Genomic DNA, 17,988 nt, shown 5'->3' on the forward strand with positions numbered 1-17,988 from the left:
CGCCTAGTCCTCGACCTTGATCGAGATGTCGGCGGCGCCGACATGGATCGCCACCTCGTTGACATCGCCGGGATCGATGCTTTCGACGGCGCGCCACTTGGCCCGGTCGATGTCGCGGAAGCCCGCGACCACCCCGATCTGGTGGGCGGCGGGGTCGAACTGCACCGACAGCGTCCGGGTCTTGCCCGGCGTCAGCAGCATCTGCTCGCTGCTGATCAGCGTATCCCCGAGCACGGCCTGGGGGGTCTCGGCCAGCTTGAAATAGTCGGCCTGCTCCAGCGCCGCCCCGGATTTGAGCTGGTAGATCCGGACCAGGATCGGCGACGGGCGGTTCGAGGCGTCGGGATTGACGCCGGGCGCGGCATCGACGGTGATCGTCGTATCCCCCGGCTTGAAGCCGAGCGTCCGATCGACCATGTCGCTGACCGCCCCGAAGGTTCCGCACCCCGCCAGCAGCCCGGCCGCGACCATCACCGCGATCAATCCCCGCAAGCGCATCTCCTATCCCACCCGGCTGGTAGCATTGCCGTCCTGTCTAGCAGGCGTTTTGTCCTGAGGCCAGACCGCGAGGAAAAAACCCGTCCTTCTGTCCATAGCCGGCATGCGTTACATCCTCATTACAGATGTGCAGTCTGCACGGTTATTGTGACTGTACTATCTTCTTGCGATTACTTCTGAACGGGATCGCTCAGGCGTTCGTATCCTTCGGCGAAGGATTTGCCGAACAGATCCCGCACGCTTTCGGAGGCCCGGTCGGACATCTGCCGGTGCAGGGTGACATAGGCCTCCCAGAGCCGGGCCTTGCGGGCCGCGGGCAGGACCGCGCCCAGCCCGCCGGAGGCACCGCCCGCGGATTCCGCCACCGCGTCCGGCGACAGCCGGTCGAGGAGATGCCGCAGCGCCGCCTCCATGCCGCCGATGGTGCCGATCTGATGGCGGCGCAGATCGCGGAATCCCTCCTCCATCGCATCCGCCCCCTTGGCGAAGGCGGGAAGCGGCGGCGACAAGATGGCGGTGATGGCCTCCTCCACCGACGTCGCGAACTTCAGCGGGTTGTTGTTGCGCGGCTGGATCGCCGTCCGCTCGATCCGGAATTCCGTCTTCAGGGATGACCGCGCATCCAGCGCTTCCAGCAGCCCCTGAACGCTGGTGCGCAGGATCTGGCCGATCATGCGCGCCAGCTCATCACTGCGCTCCGCCGGAAACTGCGCGGGATCCAGGCCGGCCGCCTCGAGAACGAGGCGCAGGGAATCGGGGCCGGCGGGGCCGGGCGGCGGCGCCTCGGCGGCAAGGGGCGCGGCCTCGGGCATGGCGGGCGCCGGATCCGGCGGCGGCGGCGGCGTCGGCGCGGGCTGCGGCGTGTCGTGCCAGTCCCGCGGGATCGAACGCACCGGCGCCGGCCTCGCCGCCGGCGCCGGGCTCTGCTCGGCCCAGTCCTCCGGAATCTCCCGGAACTGCGGCGCGGGGGGCCGGATGGCCACATGCGCCGCCGGGATGTGATCGGGCTCCGCCGCACGGGTCCAGCCATCGTCGGGAGCGGGTGCGAAGGGGGAGGGGCGGGACGCCGCCGGTACGGGCGGCCATCCCGCCTCATCCGGCTGATGCGGGGGCAGCTTCGCGCCGCCGGCCGTGTCGACGCCGAAGGGCAGGGCCATGGGATCGTCGATATCGATCGAATGGCTGGCGGCCGGGGCGTCCGCGCCGGACAGGCGGACCAGGAAGTGGTAGTCGCCGACCGCGATCCGGTCGCCGTCGGACAGCACGGCGCTGCCGGACCGGCCGACGGGGGTCGTGCCGCCGTTGATGAAGGTGCCGTTGGTCGACAGGTCGAACAGCACGTAGCGGCCGTCGACATAGTCGATCAGGCAATGGTTCTTCGAGACGAACCGCGAATCGTCCTCCAGCACCCAATCGTTGTCCTGGCCGCGCCCCAGGGTCAGGCCGCAACGATCGAGAGTCCTGATGGCGTCGCTCCCGGATGGGCCGGAGCCGCCGGTGGTGAGGTCGAGGATCAGCTTCATGGCCGAGAAACTCGGGAGAAGGTGCGAGGGAGCACAGTCCTGACCGCGCTATGACACACGATATTGGATCGTGCCGTGGGAGTCGACGGATACGCTCGCGTCCCGGACAGGATGCGAATCCGCCATATGTGCGAGGAACTCGGCGGCCAGTTCGGGCAGAAGCGTGTTCGCCAGGATCTGCTCGATGGCCCGCGCGCCGCTTTCGTTCTCCGTCGCGCGGGCCCGAAGCTCGTCGACCAGGCTGTCGTCGTAGCTGAAGCGGGCGCCGTAGGACTCTTCGATGCGCCGCCGGATCCGCTCGAGCTGCAGCCGGGCGATGCTGCGCATGGTGTCGTCGTCCAGCGGCAGGAAGGGGATCACCGACAGCCGGCCGAGGAAGGCCGGCTTGAAGGTTTTCAGAAGCTCCGGGCGAAGCGCCGCGGCGAGGTCGGCGGGGGCGGGCGCCGTGTCGGGATCGGCGCAGAGCTTGGCGATGAGATCGGTGCCGACATTCGAGGTCAGGATGATCACAGTGTTCTTGAAGTCGATGTCCCGACCCTCGCCGTCTCGCAGCATGCCCTTGTCGAACACCTGGTAGAACACGTCCTGGACGCCGGGATGGGCCTTTTCCAGCTCGTCCAGAAGCACGACGGAATAGGGGCGCCGCCGAACCGCTTCGGTCAGCACCCCGCCCTCGCCATAGCCGACATAGCCGGGCGGCGAGCCGAGCAGGAGCGAGACCTTATGCTCCTCCTTGAACTCCGACATGTTGATGACCGTCAGGTTCTGCTCGCCGCCATACAGCAGGTCGGCCAGGGCCAGCGCGGTCTCGGTCTTGCCGACGCCCGACGGGCCGAGGAAGAGGAACACGCCGATCGGCTTGCGCGGGTCGGTCAGCTTGGCGCGGGCGGTGCGGATCGCCCGGGCCGTCACCTCCAGGGCATGGTTCTGGCCGACCACCCGCTCGCGCAGGCGATCCTCCAGGGCCAGGATCGACCGGATCTCGTCGGACACCATGCGGCCGACGGGGATGCCCGTCCAATTCGCGACGACCTCGGCGACCGCCTGCGCGTCGACCTCGACCGGGATCAGGGGCGCTTCGCCCTGCATCTCCGCCAGGGCGCGGCGGGTCTCGGCGTATTCGGCACGCAGCGCCGCGACGTCCTCGGACGGGCTCTCCGCCTCATCCGCGGCGGGACCGAGGCCCTCGGCGGCCTCGATCCGGTCGCGCAGCCCGCGGATCCGGTCGACCAGGCCACGCTCCTGCTCCCACCGGGCCCGGAGCGCCTCGTGCTCGGCCCCGGCCTGGTCGCGCAGCGCCTGCAGATCGGCGATGCGCCCGGTTTCCCCGCCCGTCGCCTCCTCCCGCCGCAGGATGGCGATCTCGGCCTCCAGCCGCTCGATCCGGCGCCGGCGCTCCTCGATCGCCTCGGGTGTGGCCGCATGGGCCATGGCCACGCGGGCGCAGGCGGTGTCGAGCAGGCTCATCGACTTGTCGGGCAGCTGCCGGCCGGCGACGTAGCGGTGGGACAGCCGGACGCAGTCCTCGACCGCCTCGTCCAGGATCCGGACCCCGTGATGCGCCTCCAGCATCGGGACGACGCCGCGCATCATGTCGATCGCAGCCGCCTCGCCCGGCTCGTCGACCTTCACCACCTGGAACCGGCGGGTCAGGGCCGCGTCCTTCTCGAAATACTTCTTGTATTCGGACCAGGTGGTGGCGGCGACGGTCCTGAGCTCGCCGCGCGCCAGCGCCGGCTTCAGCAGGTTGGCGGCATCGCCTTGCCCGGCCTGGCCGCCGGCGCCGATCAGGGTGTGCGCCTCGTCGATGAACAGGATGATCGGCCGCGGGCTGGCCTGCACCTCCTCGATCACCGATTTCAGGCGGTTCTCGAACTCGCCCTTCACCCCGGCACCGGCCTGCAGCAGGCCGAGATCGAGCGTGCGCAGCGAGACGTTGCGCAGATCCTCCGGGACGTCGCCGGCGGCGATCCGCAGGGCGAAGCCTTCGACCACGGCGGTCTTGCCCACCCCGGCCTCGCCGGTGAGGATCGGATTGTTCTGCCGCCGCCGCGTCAGGATGTCGATGACCTGCCGGATCTCGCCGTCGCGGCCGAGCACCGGGTCGAGCCGGCCGGCGCGGGCGCGCTCGGTCAGGTCGATGGTGTAGCGGTCGAGCGCCTCGGTCCGCCCCGCGGCGACCGGCCCGGGGCCGGCGCTGTCGGTGCGCACCGTCGTCTCGGCGGTCTCGGCCGAGGCGGCGGTGATCGCGGTCAGCCTGCGGCGCAGCTCGTCGGGCGGGATGCGGGCGAGCGAGGGCGACGCCGCGCGGGCGTGCTGGCCGAGCGTCTCGTCGGACAGCAGCGCCACCAGGAGATGCCCGGAGCGGATCTGCCCGTCGCCATATTCGAGCGTGGCCAGCAGCCAGGCCTCGCGCCCGAGCGTGACCAGGGAGGGCGACAGGGCCGGCGGATGGGCATTCCCGGTCTTGAGCCGGTCGAGGGCGCGGGCCAGCTCGGCCGCGACCCGCCCGACCGCGATCTCGTAGTGGCGCAGGCAGGCGGCGACGTCGGACCGCTCGTCCTCGAGCAGCTTCACCAGCCAGTGCTCGATCTCGACGTTGAACTGCGATCGCGACAGGGTCAGGCCGGCGGCGCCTTCGAGGGCGCGGCGGCACGGCGCGTTCAGCTTGCCGACGAGGGATTTCAGATCGATGGCGGCCATGCGGGGCTCGTGTTGCGGTCGGTCGGTGCGGCGGGCATCAGATGTCGTCCAGTTCGAAAACGGCGTCGGACAGGTCGGCCGGCGGCGGCTGGGACACGGCCCAGCTGGTCCAGCCGAGCCGTGACGCCTCGGGCCCGAGCCGCGGTTCGGGAGCCTCCCGGCGGTCGAGCACGACGCGCAGGTTGAAGCTGAGGCCGGGCCCGACATAGAGGCGGGTCAGCTCGGCCAGGCGGCGGACCTCGTCCGATCCCGGCAGCAAGGTCTGGAAGCGCGCCCAGGAGACGGGGCCGACCCGGATCTGGACCTTGCCGCGCCGGTCCCACACCCTTTCGCCGACGACCGCATCGACCGCGAGCTGGCAGAAATTGCCGTCCGGCGAGGCCTCGGTCGGCAGCACGCTGCGTTCCTCCGGCGGCAGGGCCAGCCAGGTGCCCTCGAACTGGTTCACGGCCACGGGGAGGCCGAGATAGTCGCTCAGCAGGGCCTCCAGCGCCGCCGCCGACCGGGGCCAGCGGGCGAAATGTCCCGCATAGTGGATGATCGCCTCGTCGTCGACCGCCAGGCGCCGCTGCAGATGCGGCGTGCCCAGGCCGACGAGGGCGCGCAGGGCATCGGAGATCCCGTCCTCGGCGCCGCCCGCACGCTCATAGGCGATCGGCAGGCGGTATTTCGCCCAGGCGCGGTAGAAGAAGGAGGCGAGCCGATGCTGGAACAGGTCGAGGAACGCCTTCAGCGCCGGCCGCTTCTGGCGAGCGGCGCGGTTGACCTCGGCCGTCAGGTGGCTGGGCAGGACGCCGGACGGGCCGGTCAACCCGAACAGCGTGACGGCCAGCCGGGGCGGCCCGCCTTCGTCCGGGGTGGGCGGGTCGAACCGGGCGACCGAGCCGGCCGGAAAGGCGAGGGAGGTGGTGCCCGTCAGCCGCACGGCCTCGTCGGCGGGCGGCAGATCCTCACCGATCGGGCGGCCGCGGCCGTCCCGCCCCGGGTTGCCTTTCCGGGCCGCGGTCTCGAGCAGGCGGATGGCCTGAAAGGCCTCGACGCTCCAGGGTTTCTTGGCCAGGCGGTCGATCACAGCAGCACCGTCTCCCCCGCCCGCGGCGGCCACCGCCGCAGCGGCTGCGAGCGGCCGCGGATGACGGCGGTCAGCCGCGAGAAGGAATTGATGCTGCAATACAGCCCGAGGAAGCGCTCCAGCACCGAGGCGAAGAGATAGAGGCCGGCGGCGGTGAAGCGTTCGCCGTCGAACTCGACGGTGATGTCGACGCCCCGGGCGAAGCCGCCCAGCGCGTCGCCCGGCAGGCGCGCCGAACCGCGGCGGCCGGAGACCTTCAGCAGGCTGTCGATCACGGCCCGCGTCTCAGGCGAATCCCGGAAGTCGTAAAGCTTCAGGATCTCGCGCAGGGCCTCGATGCCGTCCGTGTCGTCGGTCAGCGACAGATGGTTGAGCGCGAGATGCGAGACCAGCCGCCAGCGGCCGCGCTTGCCCATGGCCGGGCGCAGCGTCGGCGTCGGCGGTGTCAGGCAGGTGACCCGGTCGATCGCGGGGGACGAATCCGCCGCGCCCAGATACGGATGGCCGCCGCCGAAGGGCAGGCGGCTCGGCAGGTCCCGGTTCAGGCACAGGATATCGACCGAGAGCGTCGTCTTCGGCGACGCCGCCGGGTCGAAGGCCTCGTCGACCAGGGACAGGAAGACCTCCGTCCCGTTCTCGCCCTGCCTCCCGGGCCGGCGCGCGGCATGCCAATAGGCGCGCCGCGTGCCGGCGTGTCGAAGCGCGTAGAACGGCTCGAAGGCGGTCACCTGCCCGCGTTCGTCCGAGCTCTCGACCTGCTCGATCGCATAGACTTCGGTCGCCGTCGGCCGTCGGGAGTCGGGGACCACGCGATAATCGGTCGTGGCCTGGGTGACCGTGATCGGCTCCGCCCGCAACGGGAACAGATTGACGATCGGGGCGCAGCCGAGGGCCAGGGATTCCGGGCCGACGCTGCGCTCCAGATCGGCCGATCCGCGGCGCAGATAGAAGAAGATCTCGATCCGCCGGCCGGCATCGAGCAGCGTCTTGGCCTCCAGCCCTTCGAGGTCGAAGAACAGGAACTTCTCGGGGAAGGCGAAATATTCGGTCAGCAGCCGATAGCCGAGATGCGACCGGGCCGGATACGGCAACAGCCCTTCGTCGGGACCGAAGCCGACCGGCTTGATCGCCCCGGCCGGCAGGATCGTCGGATTGGGGTCGGTCGGGCCGTCGGCCACCGCGATCGACAAGCAGTCGTTGTGGATCAACTCGTACAGCGGCAGCGCCTGCAGTGCCGGGCCGGACAAATGGAAGCGCAGGGTCTCGATGCCGAGCGAGGAGAAGGTCGTCGCCTCGTTCAGGCAGCGCAGGCCGACGCGCAGGATGGCGGTGGCACCCGCCGCCCGCGGATTGGGCGGCGCCGCCATCGGCCTGGCGCCGAAGGCGACCGTGTCCAGCGCGATCGGCCAGAGGGTCAGCGGATAGCCCGTCCGGAACTGGCAGGCCTCGCCGTCCACGGCTTCTGTGCTGACCTCGGTCCCCTGCGGGATGCGATAGGCGCCCCGCATATCCGCCCGGCAGTCGAACCGCGCGATCGCCATGGAGGGGATCGGCGCCGCGTAATGCGGGTACAGCACCCCGATCAGCGCGTCCGTCAGCTCCGGGAAGTCGTCGTCGAGCTTGGTCCGGATCCGGGCGTTGAGATAGGCGAAGGCCTCGATCAGGCGGGCGACGAAGGGATCGTCCGTCGCCTCGCCGCTCAGCCGCAGCCGCCCGGCGATCTTCGGATGCGCGTCGGCGAACTCGCCGGCCAGGCGGCGGATATAGGTCAGCTCGCGCTGATAATGGGCGAGAAGGTCTTCAGCCATGGCTGCGCGAGGTCACCGAGAAGCTGCGGCTCACGGGTTCGAGCACCGAATCGAAGGTCATCGGCTCCGGCGACGGTTCGGCATGCATCAGCGCGTCGATCCGCAGCCGCAGCGTGCGGTCCAGGCCCTCGGCATTGTCGAGCAGGCGGACGGTGACGGAGCTGAACCGTGGCTCGAACCGGCGGATGGTCGCCTCGATCACGGCGCGGAAGCGCTCGCGGTCCTCGGCGGAGGTCATGGACAGGGCGGTGAAATCCGGCAGGCCGTAGCCGGTCAGGGCGGAGCGCAGCTCGTCCCAGGCGTCGGGCCAGGCGATCGGCCGTGCCCGCGTGTTCAGCAGGTTCTCCAGGTCGCGCCGGACCCCGTTGCGGATATCCGCCAGGGACCGGGCCGCGCGCTGCACGCCACCGCGCATGACCGGGTCCGCCTCGTCCGCCAGCAGGCGGTCGAGCACGGAGAGCAGGAGGGCGCCGTCATCCTTCGCCATGGGCTGCTCCGGCGTCAGCGGCCGGCCGTGCTTCGAACCGGCCGGCCTGCAGGATCGGCACCGCCGTCTCGCCCGCCAGCCAGCAGCGCTGCCCGACGCCGAGGGCCGGGGTGCCGTCCCCGCCCTGCCAGTCCGTGATCCGGCCCAGCCTGGCGCCGTCATCGGCGCCATTGACGGCGCCGGCATACAGCACCGGCAGGTAGACATCGCCCTCCGGGCCGTCCGTGACGGTCATCGAGGCGCGCCGCCACAGCAGGTCCCGCCGCCGCTCCGGCGCGTGGAACTCGATCGCGGCGACGCGCTCCATCGGCACCCAGTAGTATTTCCCGGTGCTGGTCAGCACCTCGAAGACCGGCGCGACGAGATCGTCGATGTCCCGCAGGTCGTCGATCTCGGCCTCGTCCAGGCGGCCCGGGCAGGGCGGCCGCAGGGCCTCCGCCTCGGCGGCGAGGCGGCCAGCCTCGCTGCCCTGGCCGTCGCGCAGGGCGAGCCCGGCCTCGAGCAGGCGCTGCAGATGCGGGGCCGGCGGGTCCAGGAACTCCGGCAGCCGCCCGGCGGAGAAATGCTCGGCCCTGGCCTGGGCGCCGCGGATCAACTGGCGGAACAGGGCCAGGCCCAGCGCCGCCCCGGGATCCTGGTCGGCGACGACGTCGAGCTGGCGGTCGGCCCGTTCGAAGTCGCCGGCGAAGCACAGCAACTCGGCCAGGGCGACCCGCTTCGCCGTGTCACCGGGCGCGGCCTTCACCTCGGCCAGGGCGGCGGCGAGAGCCTCGGCCAGGCGGCCGGCGTGGAAATGCTCGGTCGCAGAGGTCATGTCGGATCCTCGACTCGTTTCTTCGACCCGGCCGGCGGCATCACGCAGCCTGGCCGGCATGGGCGATTTCGGTGACCAGGCGGAAGCTCGACGCCACCTGGTCCAGCTGGAAATGCGGCCGCAGATGGATGATGCAGCCATACAGGCCCGGCCGACCGGGCAGCTCGCGCACCGAGACGTCGACCTCGCGCAACGGATAGCGGGCGCGCTGCTCGCTGGTGGCGGTGTCGCTCGCGACCGAGTAGCCGAGCAGCCAGCGGCGCAGGAATTCCTGGCAGTCCTCGACGGTCTGGAAGGCGCCGATGCGGTCGCGGCCGATCACCTTCACGTAATGGGCGAAGCGGCTGATGCAGAAGATGTACTGCAGCATCGCCGAGAGCCGGGCATTGGCGGTCGCCGCCGGCTGCCGGCTGTCGCCCTTCGGCCGCTGCAGCGACGGGTTGCCATGGAACACCGCATGGGGCGTGTCCCGGGCCCGGGACAGGGCGATGATGCCGAGATCGGTCAGGTCTTTCTCGACCGCATCGGTCAGCTCGACATCGAGGGCGATCTTGTAGCCGACGCCCGGCCGGTCGGTGCCGAACGACATGCCGGGCAGGTCCGTCACCAGCCCGCCGCTGCCGCCCTGCGCCGCGGCACCGCGGATCTCGGCGAACCAGCCGAACTGGTCGAAGGCGCGGATCAGCGTGCCGGCGAAGGCGAAGACCGCAGGGGCCCAGCAATAGCCGGAAAGGTCGGGCGCGGAGACGTCCTCGCGATAGCGGAAGCCGTCGGCCCGGCTGCCGTCATCGGCCCAGGGCAGCCGCGTCAGGGTCCGGGGGGCGGTGAGGCCGAGGAACCGGGCCTCCTCGATCTCGCGGAGCGCGTGCCAGCGGACATAGTCGGGGATGCGGAAGCCGTGCGCCAGATCGATCGGCTGGCCCAGCTCGGCGAAGCTCTCGACGCCCAGCAGGGTCGGGTGCGTCCCGGCGATGAACGGTGCGAAGGCGGCCGCGGCGATCTGCGCCATGCCGCGCAGGCCTACGACATCGTCCGTCGGGTGGCCGGGCGCCGGCCTGTGCCGCATCTCATAGGCGCCGACCAGGACTCCGAACGGCTCGCCGCCGGGCGTGCCGAACTCCTGCTCATAGATCTTCTGGAACAGCTGGCTCTGATCGAACTCGATGGCCCGATCGAGATCACGGCAGACCTCCGCCCAGCCGATGTCCAGCAGGCGAATCTTGGCGGCGGTGCCGGCGGCGCCGTCGACCAGATAGGCGACGCCGCGCCAGTTCGCTTCCAGCTGCTGCAGCTTGGGCGCATGCAGGATGGCGTCGAGCTGCGCCGAGATCAGGGCGTCGATCCGGGCGATCTCGCGGTCGATCGCCGCCAGCAGCGCCCGGCGGTCGCGCAGCAGGCGCGCGGCCTCCATCCGCCCGAGCCAGAGGACGAGCGCGTGCGCCGTTCGCGGCTCGGCCAGGAACGCGACGACAGGGCCGGCCCCGTCGGCGGCGTCCCGGCCACCGCCGGCGAGGATGCGATCGATCAGGTCCGGCCCCAGGCCGGTCCGGTCGTGACCGGACGGCCGGGTGCGCGCCGTGGCCCCTTCCGGCATCGGGCTGCGATCAGCCGTTGCCGCCGGCGTTCGGAATCCGCGCCACCATGCGCAGCGACGTGGTCAGCTCCTCCATCTGCAGCCAGGGCCGCAGCCAGGCGACCGCGTTGTAGGCGCCGGGCGAGCCCGGGATCTCCTTGACCGAGATCCTGGCTTCCGCCAGCGGGTAGCGGGCCTTCATCTCCTGGCTCGCATCCTTGTTGTGGTTGACGTAGTTCATGACCCAGCGGTTGAGCCAGGCCTCGCAATCCTCCGCCTCGAGGAAGGAGCCGACCTTGTCCCGCGCCATCACCTTCAGATAGTGGGCGAAGCGCGACGTGGCCATCATGTAGGGCAGGCGGGCCGAGATGGCGGCGTTCGACGTCGCCTCCGGCCGGTCGTACTTCTTCGGCTTCTGCGTGCTCTGGGCACCGAAGAACACCGCATAGTCGGTGTTCTTGTAGTGGCAGAGCGGCAGGAAGCCGAGGCGCGACAGCTCGGCCTCGCGCCGGTCGGTGATGCCGATCTCGGTCGGGCATTTGTGGTCCGGGTCGCCGTCGTCGCTGACGAAGGTGTGGAACGGCAGGCCCTCGACCTTGCCGCCGCCCTCGGCGCCGCGGATGGCGGTGCACCAGCCGTACTGGGCGAAGGCGTCGGTCAGCCGCGTGCCCATCACATAGGCCGCGTTCATCCAGCAGTAATGGTCATGCGCCATCGCCCGGTGGATGCCGTCGGCGTCGATCGGCGCCTCCTCGAAATCGAACTCGTCGATCCGGCGGGTGCTGTCGCCATAGGGCAGCCGGGCCAGGGCCCGGGGCATGGTCAGGGTGACGAAGCGGCTGTCCTCGCTGTCGCGGAAGCTGCGCCACTTGGCGTATTCCTGGGCCTCGAAGATCTTCTCCAGGTCGCGCGGCCGCGACAGCTCGGTGTAGTCGTTGAAGCCGAACAGGGCCGGGGCCGCCGCCGAGACGAAGGGGGCGAAGGCCGCCGCCGACACCTGGCTGATGTGCTGCAGCAGCTCGACATCCTCGGGGTGGTTGGAGAACTCGTAGTCGCCGATCAGCGCGCCGTAGGGCTCGCCGCCGGGGGTGCCGAACTCGCTCTCGTAGATCTTCTTGAAGATCTGGCTCTGGTCGAACTCCACCGCCTTGCTCAGATCGCGGTGCAGGTCGCGCTTCGAGACGTTCATGACACGGATCTTGAGCATGGCGCTCGTCTCCGTGCTGCTGATCAGGTGGTGCAGCCCGCGCCAGGAGCCCTCGAGCTTCCTGAACTTCTCGTGATGCATGATCGCCGCCAGCTGGCGGGACAGCTGCTCGTCGATGACCTTGATCGCCTGGTTCAGGGTCGCGGTCAGGTTGCGGTCATAGGTGACGGTGCCCTTGAGCGCCTCTTCCGTCAGCGTGCGCAGCAGCTCCTGGGCGCGCTCGGGCTCGGTCTGCCGCGTCGCCGAGATCGCCTGGTCGAGCAGCGCGGTCGTCGTCTCGACGGTCGGGGCGGCGGTCTGGGTCTGGGACTTCTCCACGGCCATGGCCCTTACTCCTTCGTTCCGCCGCCGCCCGCGGGGGGCGCATCCTGGGTGCCGAGCTCATGCGAGAGCCGGGACAGCTGCTCCTTGTTCTGCAGCACCTGCTCGAGCAGGGCCTCCAGATCCTCGGAGCGGTCGATCTTGGTCATCAGGTCGCGCAGCCGGTTCCGGGTCTCCAGCAGCTTGCGCAGCGGCTCGACCTGGTGGACGACCGCGGCCGGCTCGAAGTCGTCGAGCGACTTGAAGGCGAGGTTGACGGCGAATTCGGTGCCGTCGTCCTTCAGCGTGTTCTCGACCCTCAGATTGAGGCCCGGCGCGATCCGCGCCATGACGTCGTTGAAGTTGTCGCGATCGATCTGCACGAATTTACGCTCGCGCAGCGGCGCCAGCGGCTGGGTCGGGTCCCCCGAAAAATCGCCGAGGACACCGACCACGAACGGCAGCTCCTTCTCGATGACCGCCCCTTCGGTCTCGACCTGGTAGGTGATGTGGACGCGCGGCTTGCGAACGCGCTCGAGCTTGTCGTGAATGCTGGACATCATCACCGCGACCTCGTCTTGTTCAATGCATTGCTCCCGACACCTGCGGCCGCGGCATCACGCGCCGCGGGACCTGATGCCGGCGACCACCAGAAAATCTCCCCGGGCGGCATCGTCCCGGATCAGCTCGTCGACCAGTTCGGGCAGCGGCAGGCGGGCCCGCCGCACCGCTTCCTGCAGCGTGTAGGAGATCGGCGCCTGGGGCTCCATCCGGCGGAACCAGGCGGCCGCCTGTTCGATCAGGCGAAGGGCGTCCTCGCGGTCGGCGATTCCGCCGGCGGGGCGCCCGCCGGAGGGGGGCGCCGCGGGGGCCGCGTCCCGTCCGGACCCGTCGGGCTGAGGGCGCGGGGCCGGGGGGGCTGCGGGGGCGCCGGACGGCGCGCCGATCGTGTGCCGCAGCGACTGGCCGCGATCGCCGAGGGCCAGGAACAAGGCATCCCGGGCCGCCTCCAGCACGTTGCGGATGTTCGAGGTCGGCGGGGACTCCGCGCCGCAGCGCTGGTCCAGGCCGTGGCACAGCTGCAGGAAGGCGTCCTGGGCGCCGACGATATCGGCGAAGGTCGTCGACACCTCCGCCGCGTCCATCGCCTGGGCCGCGGCAATGACGGCGTCGAGATCCTGCGCCCCGGCCGCCAGGCGCTGCTGCCGCCGGTCGTCGTCCAGCGCAGCGACCTCGCCCGCCTGGATGATCTGCCACAGCGCATAGTCGTCCTGCTGCCCGCGAATCAGGGGAACCTTCCGGATGGGCTGGATCAGCGTGCCCTCGGCGCCTTCGCCGTTCAGCCCGGTGATCGGGCGCAGGCGGGTCGCCAGCCCGTCCTCGTCGGGGGCGGGGTGCAGGCCGTCCCAGTGCCGCTCGACCAGGGCGTGGAGCAGCCGGAAGCCGTCGCGCAGCCCGACATAGCCGTGCAGCCGCGTCACGCCCTCGACCATCATCGCGGCGACCTCGAGGTCCTTCGACTGGCCGGCCAGGATCTCGCCCGCGGCGGCGACGATCTGGCGCCATTCCGCCGTCGGCTGGGCCGCGTCGTCCTCGGCGTCGGCCGCACGTTCCTGGGCGCGCGCCTGGGCCCTCAGGTCTCGCAGGCGCTGGAACGGCGCGGTCGGCGAGACGTCCGACCGCGGGTCGATCCCGGTCGGGCTCGCCCCCGGAATGGGCGCCAGCAGCGTCTGGATGTTCAGGACCTCAGGAGTCTGCACCGGGCTGCTCGCTTATTGCCGATCGCACCGCGGACCTGTCTTATCATAGGCCGCAGTTCTCTTGAGCATAGAGGCATATCCTAGCGGGCGGGAGCCGGGAAGCGGCGCCCGCCGGCCATAGGGAAATGATCCGTCCGTCCTGCGCATCACCAGGATGGGGCGAATTCGCTGATCGCCAGGACGGCCGGGACCGGCCGGCTAGAGGTATCGACCGACGCCACCCAGACGGCATAGGTGCCGTTCTCCGGCCGGTCGAAGGTCAGGGCCGGGTTCATGCCGCCGTCGGTGGTGTCGTCCGCGCACAGCCACTGCCCGCCCGGGGTGTGGACCAGGAGCGAGGTGTCCGACGCGGCGGCGGCATAGAGGGTGAGCGGACGCTTCCCGTCCTTGAACTCGACCGTCACGTCGGGGCGCTCGGCCGTGATGTTGCCGATGCAGTCCCGGCCCATGCGGGAGACGGAGTAGTGGCCTCCGGCGACGACACCGATGGGAAAAGGGTCTGTTTTGAATTCGCCCTCGAGAGTGAGGCTCTTATAGTAGGGGGGCGCCTCCGGATTGGGCGGCGGCAACGGCGACTCGGGCTGCTGGGCCGAGATCGGGCCGAAAGCCAGGGTTGCGCTCACCACCAGCGCGAGGATTGTCCAACAAAGCCGCACCAGGGGCCTCCTTCCGAGCTTACCTAATATCGATTATGCGCTAAATGCCTTTCGCCTTCCAGATTCCATAATCCTGTGTATAGATGCATTTGTCTCGAGCGTGCTTGAGTCACCCAGGGGGATCTGGACCTGAAATGTGACGCTGATGTGTCAGGACCGCCGCGCAGATTATAGCTGGTTAGGCGGAAATGTCAGGACGCGACAGCGGTCGTTTGTAATTTGGGAAGGGATTCCAAGGAAGTTCATGATCCGAGGTGCTCTGGATTGCCGGAGCCCTCGTGGCGGACCCGGCCCCCTGTATCGGATGATGCCGTTCGCATCTAATTTCCTACGAAAGGAGACGTGAGGGACCATGGCGATCTACGTTCAGATCGATGGCATCCAGGGCGATGCCACGCAGGAGAACCACAAGAAGTGGATGGATGTGGCGTCGTTGAACTGGGGCGTGCACCGCGCCGTCTCGACGCCGTCCGGCTCCTCCCAGAACCGCGAGGCCTCCGAGCCGGTGATCGGCGAGATTCGCCTGACCAAGGCGATGGACGGGGCGTCCCTGAAGCTGTTCGAGGCTGCCGCGACCGGCAACCAGGGCAAGGCCGTGACCATCCACCTGGTCACCACCGGCAGCCCGGGCAGCACCTACATGGAGTACAAGCTGACCAACGCGCTGGTCAGCGGCTACCAGATCAACACCACGGGCGACCGCCCGGTCGAGGAGTGCACCCTGAACTTCACCAAGGTGGATCTGAAATACACCACCTATGACGAGAACCATAAGCCCGTCAGCAACCAGGTGGCGAGCTACGACGTCGGCACCACGCTGCGCGGGTAAGCGGGTTGCGAAGGTGATTGGCCGGCCGGGACCCGTCGCGGGTCCCGGCCCGTTCCCCATTCGCGAAAGGTGTTGCCGATGATGTCGATCAAGTCCCCGGCCACCGCATTGGCCCTGTCCCTCCTGGCGGCGGCCTGCGGCCAGGAGATTCCCGACCAGAAGGCGTTCCCTGGCTACGCCAAGGGGCCGGAACCCGCGGCACCGGCGTCGACGCTGGTCGCCGAGGTGCCGCTGTCGGCCGAGGCCCTGGCCCGCAAGACGGAAACCTCGCGCCTCACGCTCGACCGCACGGTCGAGACCATGCGGCAGCGGCTGACGCAGCTGAAGCAGCAGATCGTCGAGACCAGGTCCAACCTGGACGACCAGGGCGGCCGCCGGGTGAATCCGGACCAGTATGCCGAGCTGCAGAAGGCCGAACGCCAGGTCAGCCTGGCCCTCGGCCGGACCCGCGTGTCGACCAGCCGGAACGCCGCCACCGTGCCCGAGCAGGCCTCGACCATCAACGATCTGAGCGGCCTGATCGTCTCGGTCTCCGGCCTGGTCCACACCATCGGCGAGGGCGAGCCGGTGGCGGCGCCGACGCTGCAGGCGCGCGTGGGGCTGCCGCCCGAGGAGCCGGCCCGAGCGGGGCTGTCCCAGGAGCAGGCCCGCGCCGGGCTGTCCCCGGATGTCGACATGAGCCGGATCCGGGCGTCGCGGCCGCTGGTGCAGGAGCCCCCGGCCGCCGCGCCGAATCCGATTCCGGTGCCGGCGGCGCCGAGCCCAGCCCCGGCCCCTGCCATCCCCATCAGCTGAGGATGAAGATCATGCGCGCTGATCAGATGATCGAACTGGTCCGAGAGGTTCTGCGCGAGCTCGACGGGCCGTCCTCCCGCTCCGCGGCCGAGGCCGCCGGCACGGCGGCGGAGACGCTGCGGCGTCAGCGCCAGGCCATGCTGCTGGAATGGGCCGTCTCCGAGCTCGGGCCGTCGCTGCCCGGTTTCCGCAGCCGGCTCGCCTGGCGGCTGCCCTCCGGGTCGACCGCCGCCTCGGCCGCACCGGCGCAGGACGAGGCGTTGGCGGCCCAGGCCGGCCGCATCGCCCGCGACCGCCTGGCCGGGGCGGAGCAGAACGGCGGCAGCGGAGCGCTGCGGCCGTCGCGCCTGTTCGACGCCGCCCTGGCGCGGCTGATCCCCGGCATCGACGGGGCGGAGATCCGGTCCGTCGCCCTGAGCGGCGGCCGTCCGGGCCGGAGCCCGGCCGATTCAGCCGAGTCGCGGCCGGCCGGCGCCCGACTGCTGGCGGCCCTCGCCGTGATCGCCGTGACGCTGCGCGAGGAGGACCGCGCGGCGGCGGCCGCCTGATCGACCGGGCGACGCGGCCATACGCGGCCGCGCTGCCGGCGCCAGCGTCCTAATCGCCCGGATCACACGGCCGGGTTGATCTCGATGAGGCGGATGTCGTCCTCGCGCCCGGTGCTCGCCAGGTCGAGGACACAATCCTTCAGCCGATAGGTCGAAGCCAGCCGGGACGCCGTCGCGATGATCCGGTCGTCGGCATCCTGGCGGCCCGCCGCTGCCTCCCCCGGCTGCTCGCGATATTTGACACGCTGCAGGCGGGCGACGCCGCCCTGCATCAGCACCCGATACTCGCGGGCCGCCGAGAGATCGACGAAGGGGAAGAGGTGGAGATACGTGCCTTCGCCCCGGGTGACGAAGGCATGGAGGATGACGGCCATGCGGTCGGTCACGTTTCTCAGGGCCGTGCCGAAGCCGTGTGCCGCCAGCGCCGCCGGCGATCCGATCCCGAGTCCCCATCGTTCGTGCCAGCTGCACGGGCCCAGCTTCAGGAACAGGCCGCCGTCGATCGCCTCCGTCCCGGCCCGGGATACGGCTGGGATGTTGCGTTCGACGTTCCAGCCCCGGAACCGGCGATAGGGCGGGTTGTGCGACAGGACGGCCTCGAGGTCGCGGGGCGCGATCCACAGCGACGCGAGGGGACGGGCCAGGGCGTGGTCGGCGAGGCCCTCGGGCCAATTCTCGAACGAGGTCTCGATGACCCGATCGGCGCAGGTTTCGATGCGCCGGATGGCGGCGGCGAAGTCGAGCCTCACCGGCCTTCCTCGGCAAGCTTGCGCTCGGCCTCGTCCTTGGTCATCAGCCCGGCGAGAAACGCGGTGAAGCTCGGCGCGACGAAGCCTAGGATCATGTTGCCTTCGGTGCCCCAGGTGGCGCGTGTGCCCTCTCCCTTATACCAAATTCTACCGTATTTTTCTTCGGACAGATCCAGGAGATATGCTTCGTCTCCGCTATACGAGACCCCAATCGGAACCGTCTTGGGTGGAATTCGTGGCCCCAGATCAGCATAGTGCATGTGCGGCCTGGACAGCGTCATGTAGTTTTCGCGCACAGATCTTGATGGTGAGATGCTGAGTGTCCAATGCCAGTCTTTTCTAATTGATCCTGCTATTGAGTATTGTATTATGCATGCTTTTATCTCTCCGAGACTAAGGGATACAGATCCGTATGTTTTCATGAAATCCCAGTAATCCGAAGGAAATTGCGCCTCGCAATCCTCCTCCACCTCCTCCAGCGGTCGGGTATCCGGCTGCATCTTATCCGGCCATCGCGTTCGCGTTTGCTCCCAAACCTCGATCAAGCGCGGATTGACGGTGTTCAGATCAAAGGCCATCGGTTACCCCTCGGAAGACCGGAGAATTCAGCCGCCAGTTGTCTTCGGCGCACCCAACACCTTATGGCTGCGACAAAATCGAATCCGC

Annotated in this window: 17 protein-coding genes; 3 read left to right on the plus strand and 14 right to left on the minus strand. The window is 69.8% G+C overall.

Features of this window, described 5'->3' with window-relative positions; all coding sequences use genetic code 11:
- Positions 1–3 precede the first annotated feature (3 nt).
- The 12 genes from tssJ to FFK22_RS04755 form a co-directional block, all read right to left on the minus strand.
- Complete coding sequence (gene tssJ / locus FFK22_RS04700; protein ID WP_186002306.1) at positions 4–492, minus strand: type VI secretion system lipoprotein TssJ; 489 nt, start codon at positions 490–492, stop codon at positions 4–6.
- A 176-nt stretch (positions 493–668) separates the two neighbouring features.
- Positions 669–2,021 carry a type VI secretion system-associated FHA domain protein TagH gene (gene tagH / locus FFK22_RS04705; protein WP_138890148.1) on the minus strand — a complete coding sequence of 451 codons (1,353 nt, stop codon included), beginning with the start codon at positions 2,019–2,021 and terminating at the stop codon, positions 669–671.
- A 48-nt stretch (positions 2,022–2,069) separates the two neighbouring features.
- Positions 2,070–4,724, minus strand: coding sequence for a type VI secretion system ATPase TssH (tssH, locus tag FFK22_RS04710; protein ID WP_138890149.1), 2,655 nt, complete (start codon positions 4,722–4,724; stop codon positions 2,070–2,072).
- Between the two features lie 37 nt (positions 4,725–4,761).
- Positions 4,762–5,796, minus strand: a complete 1,035-nt coding sequence (gene tssG / locus FFK22_RS04715; RefSeq protein WP_221938391.1) for a type VI secretion system baseplate subunit TssG — start codon at positions 5,794–5,796, stop codon at positions 4,762–4,764.
- Positions 5,793–7,604, minus strand: a complete 1,812-nt coding sequence (gene tssF / locus FFK22_RS04720; protein ID WP_138890151.1) for a type VI secretion system baseplate subunit TssF — start codon at positions 7,602–7,604, stop codon at positions 5,793–5,795. The genes tssG and tssF overlap by 4 nt, the downstream gene beginning before the upstream one ends.
- Positions 7,597–8,091 carry a type VI secretion system baseplate subunit TssE gene (tssE, locus tag FFK22_RS04725; protein ID WP_138890152.1) on the minus strand — a complete coding sequence of 165 codons (495 nt, stop codon included), beginning with the start codon at positions 8,089–8,091 and terminating at the stop codon, positions 7,597–7,599. Before tssE ends, tssF begins: the two co-directional genes overlap by 8 nt.
- On the minus strand, positions 8,078–8,905 hold the full coding sequence (locus FFK22_RS04730; protein ID WP_138890153.1) for a type VI secretion system accessory protein TagJ: 828 nt from the start codon (positions 8,903–8,905) through the stop codon (positions 8,078–8,080). Before FFK22_RS04730 ends, tssE begins: the two co-directional genes overlap by 14 nt.
- A gap of 40 nt (positions 8,906–8,945) precedes the next feature.
- Complete coding sequence (tssC, locus tag FFK22_RS04735; RefSeq protein ID WP_221938392.1) at positions 8,946–10,499, minus strand: type VI secretion system contractile sheath large subunit; 1,554 nt, start codon at positions 10,497–10,499, stop codon at positions 8,946–8,948.
- A gap of 10 nt (positions 10,500–10,509) precedes the next feature.
- Positions 10,510–12,009 (minus strand): type VI secretion system contractile sheath large subunit, encoded by a 1,500-nt coding sequence (gene tssC / locus FFK22_RS04740; protein ID WP_138890154.1) that lies wholly within the window; start codon positions 12,007–12,009, stop codon positions 10,510–10,512.
- 5 nt (positions 12,010–12,014) lie between these two features.
- Entirely contained in the window at positions 12,015–12,548 is a 534-nt protein-coding gene (gene tssB / locus FFK22_RS04745) for a type VI secretion system contractile sheath small subunit (protein ID WP_138890155.1), read from the minus strand.
- 54 nt (positions 12,549–12,602) lie between these two features.
- A complete protein-coding gene (gene tssA / locus FFK22_RS04750) occupies positions 12,603–13,745 on the minus strand; it encodes a type VI secretion system protein TssA (protein WP_138890156.1) in 1,143 nt (380 codons plus the stop codon).
- A gap of 146 nt (positions 13,746–13,891) precedes the next feature.
- Positions 13,892–14,401 (minus strand): peptidase S1, encoded by a 510-nt coding sequence (locus FFK22_RS04755; RefSeq protein WP_138890157.1) that lies wholly within the window; start codon positions 14,399–14,401, stop codon positions 13,892–13,894.
- 352 nt (positions 14,402–14,753) lie between these two features.
- Here FFK22_RS04755 and FFK22_RS04760 point away from each other — a divergent pair, with 352 nt between their 5' ends.
- The 3 genes from FFK22_RS04760 to FFK22_RS04770 all read left to right on the plus strand — a co-directional run bounded on the left by FFK22_RS04760 (position 14,754) and on the right by FFK22_RS04770 (position 16,573).
- A complete protein-coding gene (locus tag FFK22_RS04760) occupies positions 14,754–15,230 on the plus strand; it encodes a type VI secretion system tube protein Hcp (RefSeq protein ID WP_138890158.1) in 477 nt (158 codons plus the stop codon).
- Positions 15,231–15,308: 78 nt separating this feature from the next.
- Positions 15,309–16,025 (plus strand): hypothetical protein, encoded by a 717-nt coding sequence (locus tag FFK22_RS04765; protein WP_138890159.1) that lies wholly within the window; start codon positions 15,309–15,311, stop codon positions 16,023–16,025.
- A gap of 11 nt (positions 16,026–16,036) precedes the next feature.
- Positions 16,037–16,573, plus strand: coding sequence for a hypothetical protein (locus FFK22_RS04770; RefSeq protein WP_138890160.1), 537 nt, complete (start codon positions 16,037–16,039; stop codon positions 16,571–16,573).
- A gap of 62 nt (positions 16,574–16,635) precedes the next feature.
- On the opposite strand, the gene FFK22_RS04775 is transcribed toward FFK22_RS04770, so the two are convergent.
- Entirely contained in the window at positions 16,636–17,322 is a 687-nt protein-coding gene (locus FFK22_RS04775) for a hypothetical protein (RefSeq protein ID WP_138890161.1), read from the minus strand.
- A complete protein-coding gene (locus FFK22_RS04780; protein WP_138890162.1) occupies positions 17,319–17,900 on the minus strand; it encodes an SMI1/KNR4 family protein in 582 nt (193 codons plus the stop codon). The genes FFK22_RS04775 and FFK22_RS04780 overlap by 4 nt, the downstream gene beginning before the upstream one ends.
- Positions 17,901–17,988: the final 88 nt, after the last annotated feature.

Source organism: Mycobacterium sp. KBS0706 (assembly GCF_005938675.2).
Taxonomy (GTDB): domain Bacteria; phylum Pseudomonadota; class Alphaproteobacteria; order DSM-16000; family Inquilinaceae; genus Inquilinus.